Source organism: Amycolatopsis viridis (assembly GCF_011758765.1).
Taxonomy (GTDB): Bacteria; Actinomycetota; Actinomycetes; order Mycobacteriales; family Pseudonocardiaceae; genus Amycolatopsis_E; species Amycolatopsis_E viridis.
In genome coordinates this window covers 5,214,020-5,227,702 of record NZ_JAANOU010000001.1, presented here as the reverse complement: position 1 = coordinate 5,227,702, position 13,683 = coordinate 5,214,020, and the positions used below count along the sequence as shown (strand labels likewise).

At 74.3% G+C, this 13,683-nt stretch carries 12 protein-coding genes; 9 read left to right on the top strand and 3 right to left on the bottom strand.

The genetic code is table 11. From position 1 onward, the window contains the following. Positions 1-22 precede the first annotated feature (22 nt). From FHX46_RS25830 to tsaE, 5 genes are all read left to right on the top strand, one after another. On the top strand, positions 23-1,456 hold the full coding sequence (locus tag FHX46_RS25830; protein WP_167120074.1) for an NAD(P)H-hydrate dehydratase: 1,434 nt from the start codon (positions 23-25) through the stop codon (positions 1,454-1,456). 56 nt (positions 1,457-1,512) lie between these two features. Then, entirely contained in the window at positions 1,513-2,952 is a 1,440-nt protein-coding gene (xylB, locus tag FHX46_RS25825) for a xylulokinase (protein ID WP_167120071.1), read from the top strand. Positions 2,953-3,067: 115 nt separating this feature from the next. Next, entirely contained in the window at positions 3,068-4,192 is a 1,125-nt protein-coding gene (gene alr, locus FHX46_RS25820; RefSeq protein ID WP_167120068.1) for an alanine racemase, read from the top strand. Further along, positions 4,192-5,289, top strand: coding sequence for an alpha/beta fold hydrolase (locus FHX46_RS25815; RefSeq protein ID WP_167120066.1), 1,098 nt, complete (start codon positions 4,192-4,194; stop codon positions 5,287-5,289). The genes alr and FHX46_RS25815 overlap by 1 nt, the downstream gene beginning before the upstream one ends. Continuing rightward, positions 5,286-5,744, top strand: a complete 459-nt coding sequence (gene tsaE, locus FHX46_RS25810; RefSeq protein ID WP_167120063.1) for a tRNA (adenosine(37)-N6)-threonylcarbamoyltransferase complex ATPase subunit type 1 TsaE — start codon at positions 5,286-5,288, stop codon at positions 5,742-5,744. The genes FHX46_RS25815 and tsaE overlap by 4 nt, the downstream gene beginning before the upstream one ends. Before the next feature lie 32 nt (positions 5,745-5,776). Here tsaE and FHX46_RS25805 read toward each other — a convergent pair whose 3' ends face one another. Then, the gene (locus FHX46_RS25805; RefSeq protein ID WP_167120060.1) at positions 5,777-7,099 is read right to left on the bottom strand and encodes a carboxyl transferase domain-containing protein; all 1,323 of its coding nucleotides are present in this window, start codon (positions 7,097-7,099) and stop codon (positions 5,777-5,779) included. Then, positions 7,092-8,531: an acyl-CoA synthetase gene (locus tag FHX46_RS25800; RefSeq protein ID WP_167120057.1), complete on the bottom strand. Its 1,440-nt coding sequence runs from the start codon at positions 8,529-8,531 to the stop codon at positions 7,092-7,094. The genes FHX46_RS25805 and FHX46_RS25800 overlap by 8 nt, the downstream gene beginning before the upstream one ends. Positions 8,532-8,731: 200 nt before the next feature. Between FHX46_RS25800 and FHX46_RS25795 the strand changes: the two genes are divergently transcribed. The 4 genes from FHX46_RS25795 to tsaD all read left to right on the top strand — a co-directional run bounded on the left by FHX46_RS25795 (position 8,732) and on the right by tsaD (position 11,726). After that, positions 8,732-9,439: a FadR/GntR family transcriptional regulator gene (locus FHX46_RS25795; RefSeq protein WP_167120054.1), complete on the top strand. Its 708-nt coding sequence runs from the start codon at positions 8,732-8,734 to the stop codon at positions 9,437-9,439. 114 nt (positions 9,440-9,553) lie between these two features. Then, positions 9,554-10,207 carry a tRNA (adenosine(37)-N6)-threonylcarbamoyltransferase complex dimerization subunit type 1 TsaB gene (gene tsaB / locus FHX46_RS25790; protein WP_167120051.1) on the top strand — a complete coding sequence of 218 codons (654 nt, stop codon included), beginning with the start codon at positions 9,554-9,556 and terminating at the stop codon, positions 10,205-10,207. Beyond that, a complete protein-coding gene (gene rimI, locus FHX46_RS25785) occupies positions 10,204-10,674 on the top strand; it encodes a ribosomal protein S18-alanine N-acetyltransferase (RefSeq protein ID WP_167120048.1) in 471 nt (156 codons plus the stop codon). The genes tsaB and rimI overlap by 4 nt, the downstream gene beginning before the upstream one ends. Then, positions 10,674-11,726: a tRNA (adenosine(37)-N6)-threonylcarbamoyltransferase complex transferase subunit TsaD gene (gene tsaD, locus FHX46_RS25780; protein ID WP_167120045.1), complete on the top strand. Its 1,053-nt coding sequence runs from the start codon at positions 10,674-10,676 to the stop codon at positions 11,724-11,726. The genes rimI and tsaD overlap by 1 nt, the downstream gene beginning before the upstream one ends. A gap of 23 nt (positions 11,727-11,749) precedes the next feature. Here tsaD and FHX46_RS25775 read toward each other — a convergent pair whose 3' ends face one another. Continuing rightward, positions 11,750-13,660, bottom strand: a complete 1,911-nt coding sequence (locus FHX46_RS25775; protein WP_167120042.1) for an N-acetylmuramoyl-L-alanine amidase — start codon at positions 13,658-13,660, stop codon at positions 11,750-11,752. Positions 13,661-13,683 lie beyond the last annotated feature (23 nt).

Below are 13,683 nucleotides of genomic sequence, written 5' to 3'. Positions count from 1 at the left end.
TGCGCGCCGCTAGATTCGAGCGATGCGAGGCTTCTGGAAGACGGACCGGATCCGCGCGGCCGAGGAACGGCTGCTGGCCGTCACCCCGGACGGGACGCTGATGCGCAAGGCCGCGTTCGCGGTCTCCGTGCACGCTGCCGAGATGCTGACCGAGCACACCGGGAAGGTGTCCGGCCGCCGTGTGGCGCTTCTGGTCGGGGCGGGCAACAACGGCGGTGACGCGTTGTGGGCCGGCGCGTTCCTGCGGCGGCGCAACGTGAGCGTCACCGCGATCCTGCTCCAGCCGGGGAAGGCGCACGCCGCGGGGCTGGCCGCGCTGCGCCGCGCGCGGGGCCGGGTGGTGTCTGCCGAGGACGGTCCGGCCGTGCTGGCGTCCGCCGACCTGGTGATCGACGGCATCGTCGGCCTGTCCGCGCACGGCGGTCTGCGTCCGGACGCGGCCGAGCTGGTCGCGCGCATCGCCGCGCCGGTGCTGGCGGTCGACCTGCCCAGCGGTGTCGAGCCGGACACGGGGGCGGTGCCGGGCGAGGCGGTCACGGCCACCCGGACGGTGACGTTCGGCGCACGCAAGCCGGTGCACGTGCTCAACCCGTCCCGCTGCGGGCGGGTCGAGCTCGTCGACATCGGGCTGGAGCTCGACGACCCGGACCTGCGGCAGCTGGACGCCGTCGACGTCGGTCTCGCCTGGCCGGTGCCCGGCCCGGAGGACAACAAGTACAGCCAGGGCGTGACGGGTGTCGCCGCCGGTTCGGCAACCTACCCGGGGGCGGCGGTGCTGGCGACCGGGTCCGCGGTGCTGGCTACGTCCGGCATGGTGCGCTACGCCGGCCCGGCGGCCGACGTGGTGCGGTCCCGGTGGCCGGAGGTCATCGCCACCGGGTCGGTGACCGACGCCGGACGCGTGCAGGCGTGGGTGGTCGGGCCGGGGATCGGCACCGGTCGCGAGGGGCACGACGTGCTCACCCACGTGCTCGGCGCCGGGGTGCCGGTCTGCGCGGACGCCGACGCGACCACGCTGATGGCCCACCGGCCGGACGTGCTGGACGCCCGCGACCCCGGCACGCCGCTGGTGCTGACCCCGCACGCGGGCGAGTTCGAACGGCTGATGGGACGCCCCCCGGGCGAGGACCGCGTGGCGTCGGTGCGTGAGGCCGCGGCGAAGTTCGATGCGGTGGTGCTGCTCAAGGGCAACGTCACCATCATCGCCGACCCGGACGGGCGGGTGCTGGTGAACGTGGCGCGCGGATCGTGGCTGGCCACCGCCGGGTCCGGCGACGTGCTGTCCGGCCTGATCGGTTCGCTCCTGGCCGGCGGCCTGGATCCGTGGCTGGCCGCGGGGTGCGCCGCACACGTGCACTCGCTCGCCGGCGAGTTCGCGGCGCGCGGGGTGCCGGTGTCGGCGTCCGGCATCGTCGCCGCGCTCCCGGCCGCCATCCGGCGGGTACGGGCTCTCTAGTCACCGGATTTCGTGTTGAGTGTGCAAGTGCTGGTTGCCGCACTCCGGGAGGACGCATGACGGGCAAGCCCACACTCGTGGCCGGGATCGACTCCTCCACGCAGTCCACGAAGATCGTCGTCTGCGACGCCGGGACCGGCGCCGTGGTCCGCGCCGGCCGGGCGGCCCACCCCGACGCGACCGAGGTCGACCCGCGCGAGTGGTGGCGGGCGTTCACCGAGGCGAGCGACGGGCTGCTGGACGGGGTCGCGGCGCTCGGTGTCGGCGGTCAGCAGCACGGCATGGTGACCGTCGACGAGGACGGCGAGGTCGTGCGCCCGGCGCTGCTGTGGAACGACACGCGGTCCAGCCGGGCGGCCGGGGAGCTGGTGCGGGAGCTGGGCGGGCCGGCCGCGTGGGCGGAGGCGGTCGGGTCGGTGCCGGTCGCCAGCTTCACGGTCACCAAGCTGCGGTGGCTGGCGGAGCACGAGCCCGAGCTGGCCGACCGGGTCGCGCGCGTGCTGCTGCCGCACGACTGGCTGACCTGGCGCCTGACCGGTGGTGACGCGGTCACCGACCGCGGTGACGCGTCGGGCACCGGCTACTTCTCGCCCGCTGGCGGGGTGTACCGCCGGGACATCCTCAAGCACGCCTTCGGTGGCCGCGACCCGGAGCTGCCGCGGGTGCTGGGTCCGGCGGAGGCGGCGGGACGCACTCCCGCAGGTGCGCTGGTGTCCGCGGGCACCGGCGACAACATGGCCGCGGCACTGGCACTGGGCCTCGGTGACGGGGACGTGGTGGTGTCGCTGGGCACGAGCGGGACGGTGTTCGGTGTGAGCGGGACGGCACCGGCGGACGCGTCCGGCCTGGTCGCCGGGTTCGCGGACGCCACGGGCCGGTTCCTGCCGCTGGCGTGCACGCTGAACGCGGCGCGCGTGCTGACCGCGGCGGCCGGCATGCTGGGCACCGACCTGGCGGGCCTGGACCGGCTGGCGTTGTCCGCGCTGCCGGGGGCCGGGGGCCTGACGTTGCTGCCGTACCTGGACGGCGAACGCACCCCGGACCTGCCGTCGGCGGCCGGTTCGCTGCACGGGTTGCGGCGGAGCAACATGACGCCGGAGAACCTGGCACGCGCCGCGGTCGAGGGCATGTTGTGCGGGTTGTCGGCGGGCCTGGACGCGGTGGTGGCGCAGGGCCTGCCGGTGCGGCGCGTGCTGCTGATCGGCGGTGCGGCCCGGTCGGAAGCGGTGCGGGCCATCGCGCCCATCGTGTTCGGGGCACCAGTGGTGGTGCCGGATCCGGCGGAGCACGTGGCACTGGGCGCCGCGCGGCAGGCAGCGTGGGCCCTCGCCGGCGGCGCCGAACCGCCGACGTGGGAGCCGAAGGCGCAGGTGACCCTGGAGCGGCCCGCCTCGCCGGAGGTGGGCGAGGAGATCAGGGGGCGGCACCTGGCGGTGCGGCAGCTGGTGCACGACGTGCCGGTGCCGGAACCTGCCCTCGGGCGCCGGACCACCTGAGCAGCACCGCCCGGCGGCGGTACGGCCGGGCGGGAGGCCGGGACGACCACCCCCGTTCACCGGGGTGCCCGGCCGCTGCCGCGGGGCTGTCGCCGACGTGGGAAAATGGGGGTCGATGAGCTCTCACCTCCCCCGCGCCGAGGTCGTCGTCGACCTGACCGCCCTGCGGCACAACGTCACCCTGCTCGCGAGCCGGGCGGCAGCTTCCGGCGCCGCCACGATGGTCGTCGTCAAGGCCGATGGCTACGGTCACGGCGCCGTGCCCGTCGCGCGCGCCGCGCTCCAGGCGGGTGCGACCTGGCTCGGCGCGTGTTCCCTCGGCGAAGCGCTCACGCTGCGTGAGGCCGGCGTCACCGCGCCCATCCTGAGCTGGCTCGACCTGCCCACCACGGACTTCGCGCCGGGCGTCGCCGCCGGGGTCGATCTCGCCGCCAGCTCGCTGACCGAGCTGTCCCGCATCGCCGCCGCCGCCCGCCGCACCGGCACCCGTGCCCGGGTCCACCTGAAGATCGACACCGGCCTGTCCCGCAACGGCTGTCCCGCCGAGGACTGGCCGGCCCTGGTCAAGGAAGCCGCCGCGGAGCCGCACGTCGAGGTCGTCGCGATCTGGTCGCACCTCGCGTGCGCGGACGAGCCGGGCCACCCGTCGATCGACCGGCAGGCCGAACGCTTCCACGCCGCCTACCGGATCGCGCGCGACGCGGGTCTGGACCCGTTGCGGCACATCGCGAACTCGGCCGCCACGCTGAACCGGCCGGACCTGCACTTCGACCTCGTCCGGCCGGGCATCGCGGCGTACGGCCTCAACCCCAACCCGGAGCCCGAGGACCTGCGCCCGGTCATGACCTTCCGGTCGTCGGTCGTGCACACCAAACGGATCCGGGCCGGCGAATCCGTCTCGTATGGACACACGTGGACCGCCGAGCGGGACACCACCCTGGCGTTGGTGCCGACCGGCTACGCCGACGGCGTGCCGCGCACGTTGTCCGGCCGGATGGACGTGTGGCTGCACGGCAAGCGCCGCCCGGTCGCCGGGCGCGTGTGCATGGACCAGCTCGTCGTCGACTGCGGTGACGACGAGCCGCCGCTGGGCGCGGAGGTGGTGCTGTTCGGCAACGGTGACCGCGGTGAGCCGACCGCGCGCGAGTGGGCCGACAAGATCGGCACCATCGACTACGAGATCGTCACCGGCATGTACCGGCCGCGGATCCACCGGCGGTACGTGGGGGAGGACGCCTGATGGCGTCCCGCCGGATGCTCACCGTGCTCGGTGGCGCGGTCGCGCTCGTGACCGGCACCGCCGCGGCGACCATCGCGGTGACCGCCCAGCAGCAGCGTCAGCGCGACCAGCTCGACGCCGAACCGCTGGGCAGCCTCGACCCGGACCGCACCTCCACGGTCGCCGCCGACGACGGCACACCGCTGTCGGTGTCCGAGATCGACCCGGCGGACGGCGGTGAGCCGGAGCTGACCGTCGTGGGGGTGCACGGGTTCGCGTTGTCGCAGCTGAGCTGGCACTTCCAGCGCCGCGACCTGGCGTCGCTCACGCTGCCCCGCGTCCGGCAGGTCTACTACGACCACCGCGGGCACGGCACGTCCGGCCCGGCGAGCGAGAACGCCAGCACCATCGAACAGCTCGCCAGGGACCTGGACGCGGTGCTGCGCGCGGTCGCACCCGAGGGGCCGATCGTGCTGGTGGGCCACTCCCTGGGCGGCATGGTGATCATGGAGCTGGCCCAGCAGAACCCGGACCTGTTCGCCGACCGCATCTGCGGGGTCGCGTTCATCGCCACCGCTGCCGGCGAGGTCGGCCGCAAGGGCCTGCCGCGCGGGCTGCTCTCCAAGTACAACCCGCTCACCCGCGGGGTCGGCGAGCTCGCCGGGTGGCAGCCGGGGCTGGTCGAGTTCGTGCGCGCGGCCGGCGGGCAGCTGACCCGGCAGGCGGTGCGGCTGCTCGCGTTCGGCTCCCGCGACGTCGACCCGCGGCTGGTCGACTTCATGCTGCAGATGCTGGCGGTGACGTCGGTGAAGGAGCTGGTCGGGTTCGTCGACACGCTCGGCAGCCACAACCGGTACGCCGCGCTGGCCGGTCTCAAGCACGCGCACGTACTCGTGATCGGCGGTGACACCGACCGGTTCACGCCCTACTCGCACGCCGAGCGGATCGCGGCCGAGCTGCCCGACGCCGAGCTGGTGCGGGTGCGCGGCGCCGGGCACATGGTGCAGCTCGAACAGCCCGAGGTGGTCGACAGCCACCTCATCGACCTGGTACAGCGATGCGCGGGCGTGACCGAGGAGTCCGGCGCGCGGGGGAAGTGGCGGTGGTTGAACCCATGAGCGTCGAGCTGAAGACGGCCGAGGACACGGTGGCGTTCGGCGAATCGCTGGGCCGCACGATGCGGGCGGGTGACCTGGTCCTGCTCGCCGGTCCCCTCGGCGCGGGCAAGACCGTGCTGACGCGCGGGATCGCGGCCGGGCTCGGCGTCTCCGGGCGGGTCAGCTCGCCGACCTTCGTGCTCGCGCGCGTGCACCCGGCGGGGGAGCGCGGTGTCCCGCTGGTGCACGTGGACGCGTACCGCCTGGGCGGCGATCTGACCCAGCTCGACGACCTCGACCTGGACACCGACCTCGAGTCCGCCGCGGTGGTGGTGGAATGGGGGGAGGCTGCGGCCGGGCGGCTGTCCGCGGACCACCTGGTGGTGCGGCTGGAACGCCGGCCCGACGACGTGCGTGAGCTGACCCTGGAGCCGCACGGTTCGTGGGTCGGGCGGGTGCCCGGGCCGGCTGCCTGACCGGCTCGCGAGGTCCTGCGTCCGGCGCGGGATCAACGGCCGACGATGCCCCGCGCGACACCCAGTTCCACGAGGTCCTGCGGCCGCAACCGCAGCTGGTTCGCGGTCACCGGGACCTCTTCGGACGGTCGCTTCAGGATGGACGCGGCCGCTTCCGGTGAGGTCACCGAGAAGTAGCTGTCCGGCGTCACCCAGGTTCGCTCGGGGTGCGCGAACGCCAGCGCGCCTCCCGAACCGCCCTCGCCGATCACCAGCGTCGTCACCGGCACCCGCGCACCGGCCACCGCTGCGAACACCTCCGCGATGGCTGCACCGGCCCCGGACCGCTCGGCCGCGGGGTCGTTCGCCGCGCCGGGGGTGTCCACCAGGGTGAGCACCGGGATCCCGAGGCGGTCGGCCAGCCGGATCAGCCGCGCCGCGGTTCGGAATCCGGAGGGCAACGTCGCGGTGCCGCACTGGGCCGCGTAGGCGATCGCGACACCGGAACGCATCCCGAATCCGCACCGCACGCCGGGGTCGACGCCGCCACAACGGTCTCCGCCGAGGTCTTCCCGCCAGTCGAAGTAGGCGTCCAAATAGGACTCCGCCCGCGGTCGCGCGGGAGCGCGGGCCGCTCGCACCGCCGTCCAGCCGTCCTCGGGCAGATCCACCCGGCCCAGCGCCGCCGGGGGCGGAGCGGGCCGGCCGTCCGCACCGGTCAGCAGCGACAGCCACCGGCCGAGCCGCTCGCCCAGCTCGGCGGCCGGCACGATCTGGTCCACGTGCCCCGACGCCAGCTGGGACTCCGCCGTGTACGCCGAGGCGTCACCGGGCGGCCGCACGCGCGATCCGGCGAACCCGACCTGCGCGCCCGGCAGGGCCAGCGTCACGTCCGAACCCGCGCCGAGCGTCGCCCAGCCGCCGCCGGTGGTCGGGTCGCGCACCACCGCGATCTGCGGCAACCCGGCGTCCCGCAGCAACGCCGCCTGCCGCGCGATCCGCTGCAGCTGCGACAGCGCCACCATGCCTTCCTGCATGCGGCTGCCGCCGGTCGCGATCATCGACACGACCGGTGCGCGCAGCTCCCGCGCCCGGGTGAACGCGGCCTCGATCCGGTCACCGGTGCGCCGCCCGACGGAACCGCCGAGGAACCCGAACTCCCAGGCGATCACGACGGCCTCGGTGCCGCCGATCTGGCCGACCCCGCACACCACCGATTCCGGTTCACCGGTGCGCTCGGCCGCCCGGGCACGCGCGTCGTCGTAGCCGGGCCAGCCGATCGGGCCGTCCGTGGCGGACCCGCCCTCCGGTGGTGCGGGTAGCTCGGTGAACCCGGAGCACACCGCGCCGATCACCGCGCGGGCGCTGTCACGCATGCAGGGCCCGTTTCATGACCTTGCCCATGTCGTTGCGCGGCAGGGAATCCAGGAACCGCACCACTCGTGGCCGCTTGTGCGGCGACAGCAGCCGGGCCACGTGGTCGGCCAGTTCCTGCTCCGCGGGCGGCTCACCGGCGGGCACGATCCACGCCACGATCCGTTCGCCGAGATCCGGATCCGGCTCGCCGGTCACCGCGGCCTCGGCCACGGCCGGGTGCTCCAGCAACGCGTTCTCGATCTCCCCGGCGCCGATCTTGTATCCACCGCTCTTGATCAGGTCGGTGGCCTTGCGCCCGACGATCCGGTAGTAGCCGTCGGCGTCCCGGGTGGCCATGTCGCCGGTGCGGAACCAGCCGTCGGCGAACACCTCGGCGGTGGCGTCCGGGCGGTTGAGGTACTCGGTGAACAGGTTCGGCCCGCGCACCTGGATCTCCCCGACCGTCTCGCCGTCGCCGGCTTCGATGACCGCGCCCGACTCGTCGACCAGCCGCACCTCGACCCCGCGCAGCGGCACGCCCACCGTGCCCGGCTTGCGCTCGCCGTCGGCGCGCACGCTGGTGTTCATCAGGGTCTCGCTCATGCCGTACCGCTCGACCACGCGCTGCCCGGTGGCCGCGTGGATGCGTTCGTGGTCGTGCACCGGCAGGGCCGCCGACCCGGAGACGAGCAGCCGGGCCCCGCTGAGCGCCTGCGCCAGCTCGGGGTTGCCGCCGACCTCCTCGGCGATCCGGTGGTACATCGTGGGGACGCCGAACATCATCGTGGCCTCGGTGGCCAGCTCGCGGGCGATCACCCCGGTGGCGAACCGGCCGGTGTGGTGCACGGTGCCGCCGCGGCGCAGCGGGCCGAGGATGCCGAGGATCAGCCCGTGCACGTGGAACAGCGGCAGCGCGTGGACGAGCACGTCGTCGGCGGTCCACTGCCACGCGTCCTCCAGCGCGTCCAGGGTGCTGGAGATCGCGCGGCGCGGGAGCACCACACCCTTGGGCGGCCCGGTGGTCCCCGAGGTGTAGACGATCAGGGCGGGCGCCTCGTCGCCGGGCTCCTCGGGCAGGTCGCCGGGGCTGCCGATCAGCGGGACCTGCTGGCGCGGCAGGGCGGCGAGCCGCTCGGGCAGCTTCGCACCGGGTTCGGTGAGCACCAGCGACGGAGTGCTGTCGCTCACGATGTGGTCGAGTTCGCGTTCCCCGATCTTCGGGTTGATGGGAACCGCCGCAACCCCGGCGAGCAGCGCCGCGACCACCGCGACACTCGTGTGGATGGTCGGCGTCGCCCAGACCGCCACCCGCGTCGGTGACTGGGCGCGGATCTCCCGGGCGAGTGAACCGGCGATCACCGCCAGTTCGGCGTAGTCGAGCGAGACCTCGCCGAAGCGCAGGGCCTCCTTCTCGGGTGGCTCCGCCAGAGCCGGGAACAGCCGTTCGGTCACGTGAACTCCTCACAGATCAGCCGGGCCGGGCACGTCGCAACGAGCCGGACGACGGCGGGTACCACGCGCCCATGATCCGCCGTGGACGAACGGTGCCGGAAGGAGGAAACCCGGGGCACCGCACCGCGGGTCAACTGGCTGAGTGGCTGAACCACTTTGCGGCTCAGCCACTCGGCCTGTCAAGGGCTACGCTGCGGTTCGTGTCCGATGCGCTGAGTCCGATGGCCCGCCCGCGGCTGTACGAGCAGGTCCTGGAGCGGGTGCGGGCGTACGCCGCGGAAGCCGGGCTGCGCACCGGCGACCGGTTGCCGGCCGAGCGGGAGCTGGCCCAGCGGCTGGGCGTGAGCCGGGCGTCGGTGAAGCAGGCGATCGTGGTGCTGGAGGTGCAGGGCCTGGTCGAGACCCGGCACGGCGGCGGCACGTACCTGGTGCGGGACACCCTGGACGCGACCGAGCCGGTGGAGCGGCTGGTCGATCGCCGCCGGCGTCTGCCGGACGTGCTGGACGCGCGGGAGGCGCTGGAGACGAAGCTGGCCGAGCTGGCGGCGATGCGCCGGACGGAGGACGATCTGCGGGCCCTGGAGTCGGCGCTGGAGCTGATGGCGTCCGAACTGGCGGACGGCGGCGCCGGCGTCGAGGGCGACCGGCGGTTCCACGCCGCGGTGACGGCGGCCGCGCACAGCGCCCTGCTGGCCGAGTTCATGGACGCGATGGCCGACCAGATCACCGAAAGCCGCACCGAATCGCTGCGGCAGCCGGGCCGCCCACCGCGCTCGCTGGAGCAGCACATCGCGATCGCGGAGGCGATCCGCGACCGCAACCCGGCAACCGCTTCCGCCGCGATGCGGGAGCACCTGCGCACGGTTGCCGAGGTGCGCCTGCTGAGCTGGGATCCCGAGGACACCTGAGGCGCGCCTTCCCCGGCCCGGCGCCCCGCGGCCACCGAGCGCCGTGCGGGGGCCGCCCACGCCCGGCCAACCCGGTAACCGCAGGTCGGCGCGCACGCCGTACGCTGGAGAGCTGTGCTGGTACTGGCTCTGGACACGTCGACGCCCGCGGTGACCGCCGGGGTCGCCGAGCTCGGCGCGGGCGTCGCCGTGCTGGGTGAGCGGGTGACGCTCGACGCGCGGGCGCACGGCGAACTGATCACGCCGCACGCCCTGGAGGCCGCGCGGGACGCGGGTGCCGCGGTGACGGACGTCGCGGCGATCGTCGTCGGCGCCGGGCCCGGGCCGTTCACCGGCCTGCGCGCCGGTCTCGCTACCGCAGCCGCCCTCGGGCACGCGCTCGGTGTGCCGGTCCACCCGGTGTGCAGCCTCGACGCGATCGCCCGGCAGGTCACCGTGGACGAGCCCTTCCACGTCGTGACCGACGCGCGGCGCCGCGAGGTCTACTGGGCGGCCTACGCCGCGGACGGCACCCGCACCGACGGCCCGCACGTCCAGGCGCCGGCCGAGCTGTCCTTCTCCGTCGCCGCCGGGGACGGCGCCCGCCGCTACGCCGAGCAGCTGGGCGCGCGCGTGGTCGAGCCGTACTACCCGAGCACCGCCGGCCTGGTCGAAGCCGCCCGGGACGCCCTGCTCGGTGGGGCCGAGCCCGCCCCGCTGACGCCGCTGTACCTGCGTCGCCCGGACGCGGTCGAGCCCGGCGCGCGGAAGCGGGTGACCGCGTCGTGAAGCTCGGCAAGCTGCGCCGCAAGGACATCCCGCGCTGCGTGGAGATCGAGAAGGTGCTGTTCGCCGTCGACGACCCGTGGAGCGCCCGAGCCTTCCACAGCGAGCTGGAGTCCGGGGCCTACTACCTCGGCGCGTACAGCTCCGAGGACGTCCTGATCGGCTACGCGGGCCTGGCGGTCGTCGGCCCGCGCGGTGACTACGAGGCGAGCGTCCACACCATCGGCGTCGACCCGGGCTATCAGGGGCAGGGTGTCGGAACCGCGCTGCTGCGCGCTCTGCTGGACCGGGCCGACGAGCTGCGGGCGCCGGTGTTCCTCGAGGTCCGCACCGACAACCACCGCGCGCAGGAGCTGTACCGGCGCCACGGTTTCGAGCGGATCGGTCTGCGTAAGCGTTACTACCAACCGTCCGGGGCGGACGCGTACACGATGATGCGCCCGGGCGCGAGCGAGCAGGAGGTGGGCTGATGTCCCGCGTGATCCTCGGCATCGAGAGCTCCTGCGACGAAACCGGTGTCGGTCTCGTGCGGCTGCACGGCGACGGCACCGTCGAGCTGCTCGCGGACGAGGTGGCCTCCAGTGTCGAGCAGCACGCCCGCTTCGGCGGTGTGGTGCCGGAGGTCGCCAGCCGCGCCCACCTGGAGGCGATGGTCCCGACCGCGCAGCGCGCGTTCGCCACGGCCGGGCTCGGTTTGTCCGATGTGGACGCGATCGCGGTGACCGCCGGCCCGGGCCTGGCCGGTGCGCTGCTGGTCGGTGTCTCGGCGGCGAAGGCGTACGCGGCGGCGCTGGACGTCCCGCTCTACGGCGTCAACCACCTGGCCGGGCACATCGCGGTGGACACGCTTCAGCACGGCCCGCTGCCGGAGCCGTGCCTGGCGCTGCTGGTGTCCGGTGGCCACACGCAGCTGTTGCGAGTGGACGACATCGCCGGCGGGATCACCGAGCTGGGATCCACTGTGGACGATGCTGCCGGTGAGGCGTACGACAAGGTCGCCCGCGTGCTGGGCCTGCCCTACCCCGGCGGGCCGCCGATCGACGCGGCCGCGCGGGCGGGCAACCCGTCGGCGATCGCCTTCCCGCGTGGCATGACCGGACCGCGCGACGCGAAGTACGATTTCTCGTTCTCCGGGCTGAAGACCGCGGTGGCGCGGTGGGTGGAGAACGCCGAGCGCCGGGGCGAGGAGATCCCGGTCGACGACGTCGCGGCCTCCTTCCAGGAGGCAGTGGCCGATGTGCTGACCGCGAAGGCGGTCCGCGCGGCGCAGGAGGAGGGCATCGGCACGCTGGTGATCTCCGGCGGGGTCGCCGCGAACTCCCGGCTGTCGGCCCTGGCGCGTGAGCGGTGCGCGGCCGCGGGGATCGAACTGCGGGTGCCGAGGCCGCGCCTGTGCACCGACAACGGCGCGATGATCGCCGCGCTGGGTGCGCACGTGGTCGCCGCCGGCCGGAAGCCGTCGGCGCTGGACCTGTCGGCGAACCCGGCGCTGCCGGTGGAGATCGTTTCGATCGAGGCGTAGACCGCCCGGCCGGGGCGCGGTGGTCAGGGGCGGGTGCGTGTCACCAGCACGTCGTCCAGCTTCACGAAGGCCACCCGGTGGCCGAACTGGATCTGCACGTACTGCGTCGTCCCGCGCACCACGACGTGCTGCGCCGGGTCGAAGGTCGTCGCCCACAGGTACTCGCCCGGCACAGCCGGGCCTGCGGTGTACTTCTGGCCCGCGGGCAGCGTGTATTGCAGCGGCACGATCTCCTGCGGCGGGATGCCGGCCGGGTACGCCGCGGGCTCCGGATACGCCCGTCCGTACACCGGCACCGATTCGAGGCCCGGCCTCGGCGTCACCACCTGGCCCAGCACCGGTACCACGCCGGACGAGCGCAGCCACCCCTGCTGGCCGAGGAACCAGATGGCGGTCCAGTCGCCGCGCGTCTCGGCCACCGCGTACCGCTGGCCGGTCGAGACCCGGCTGCCCACGTCGGAGATCCCGGTGGTCGAGGGCCCGCCGTCGGGGTGCAGGCCGGGGTCGGACAGCAGTGGCGCGTCGTCGCGCGGCTCGGTGCGCAGGAACAGGGCCGACGACCCGCGTGCGGGGCACGCGGCGGCGGGCGCCGACGTGTCGCATCCCGTGTAGCCGGTGGTGTTCGACGCGAAGTCCGGCTTGATCATGACCATCCCGGTCGGCTGCCGCAGCGGCCGCCGGCTCAGCGGTGCGCCGAGCAGGTCGAAGTAGTGCGCCCAGTCCCAGTACGGCGCCGGGTCCCAGTGCATCCCCGCCACCGTCGACGGCACCGTGCCGGGCACGTTGTCGTGGCCCACGATGTGCTCGCGGTCCAGCGGGATCCGGTACTTCCCGGCCAGGTACCGCACCAGCGTGGCCGATGCCCGGTACATCGCCTCGGTGAACCAGGTGCCCTGCGCCGCGAACCCCTCGTGCTCGATGCCGATCGACTTCGCGTTGAGGTACCAGTTCCCGGCGTGCCAGGCGACGTCCTTGGTCAGCACGTGTTGCGCGACGTGCCCGTCGGTCGAGCGCAGCGTGTAGTGCCACGACACGTAGGTCGGGTCCTGCACCAGGCCGATCGCCTCGTCGTAGCTGCATTCGGTGTCGTGGATGACGATGTGCGTGATCTGCTGGGAGTTCGGCCGGTCGGCCTGGTCGTAGTTGCCGTAGTCGCCGTTGCCGAGGTCCTGGTACGGCGCCGGGATCCACTCGACGGGCAAGCCGGGCGGCGCCTCAGGCGCACCCTCGGCGATGGTGGGCAACCCGAGCGCGCGCACCTGCTCGCGGCGCGGCGACACCGGCGTCGCGGGGAGCGTGACGGCCTGTCCGTCGTCGGTGGTGCGGCTCGCGCCGGTGGTGATCGTCGCGAACACCTGGTCGGCGAAGAACGCCGCGGCCCCGGTGTCCGAGGACCCGCTGTAGCGGGCGACCGCGCCGTACCAGTCGTCCGGCCGGTCCGCACGCACACCCAGCTCGCGCTGGTAGTGGGCCAGCACCGCGGCACCACCCCGGATGTTCTGCTCCGGGTCCGTCCGCAGCGTCTCGGCGTCCACCCCGGTCAGCGACGCGGCGAGGTCGACCGTCTGCAACGCCGGCGACGTGCGGGGGGTCAGTACCCGGCGCGCGGTGTCGCCCCGCGGGTCCTCGGCGCCGTGGTCGTGGTGGCTACCGCCGGCGGCGACGGCACGCAGGTCGGTCAGGTGCAGCGGGCCGAAACCGGCACCGGTGCTCGGCGCGCCGCCGTGCGAGTCCCAGCGGGACTTCAGGTAAGACACGGCGAGCAGCACGGGCTCCGGGACGCCGAACTCCGCGGCCGCGGCGGCGAAGGCGCGCTGCCGCGCCCCGCCCGTGGCGGCCGACGCGCCGGGGATGGACGCGCCGGAGACCGCGGTGACCCCCGCGGTTCCGGCGGCGAACGCGCGCAGCGCGTGGCGGCGGGTGATCGACGTCATGCAGCCTCCCTCGTCTTGTAGCG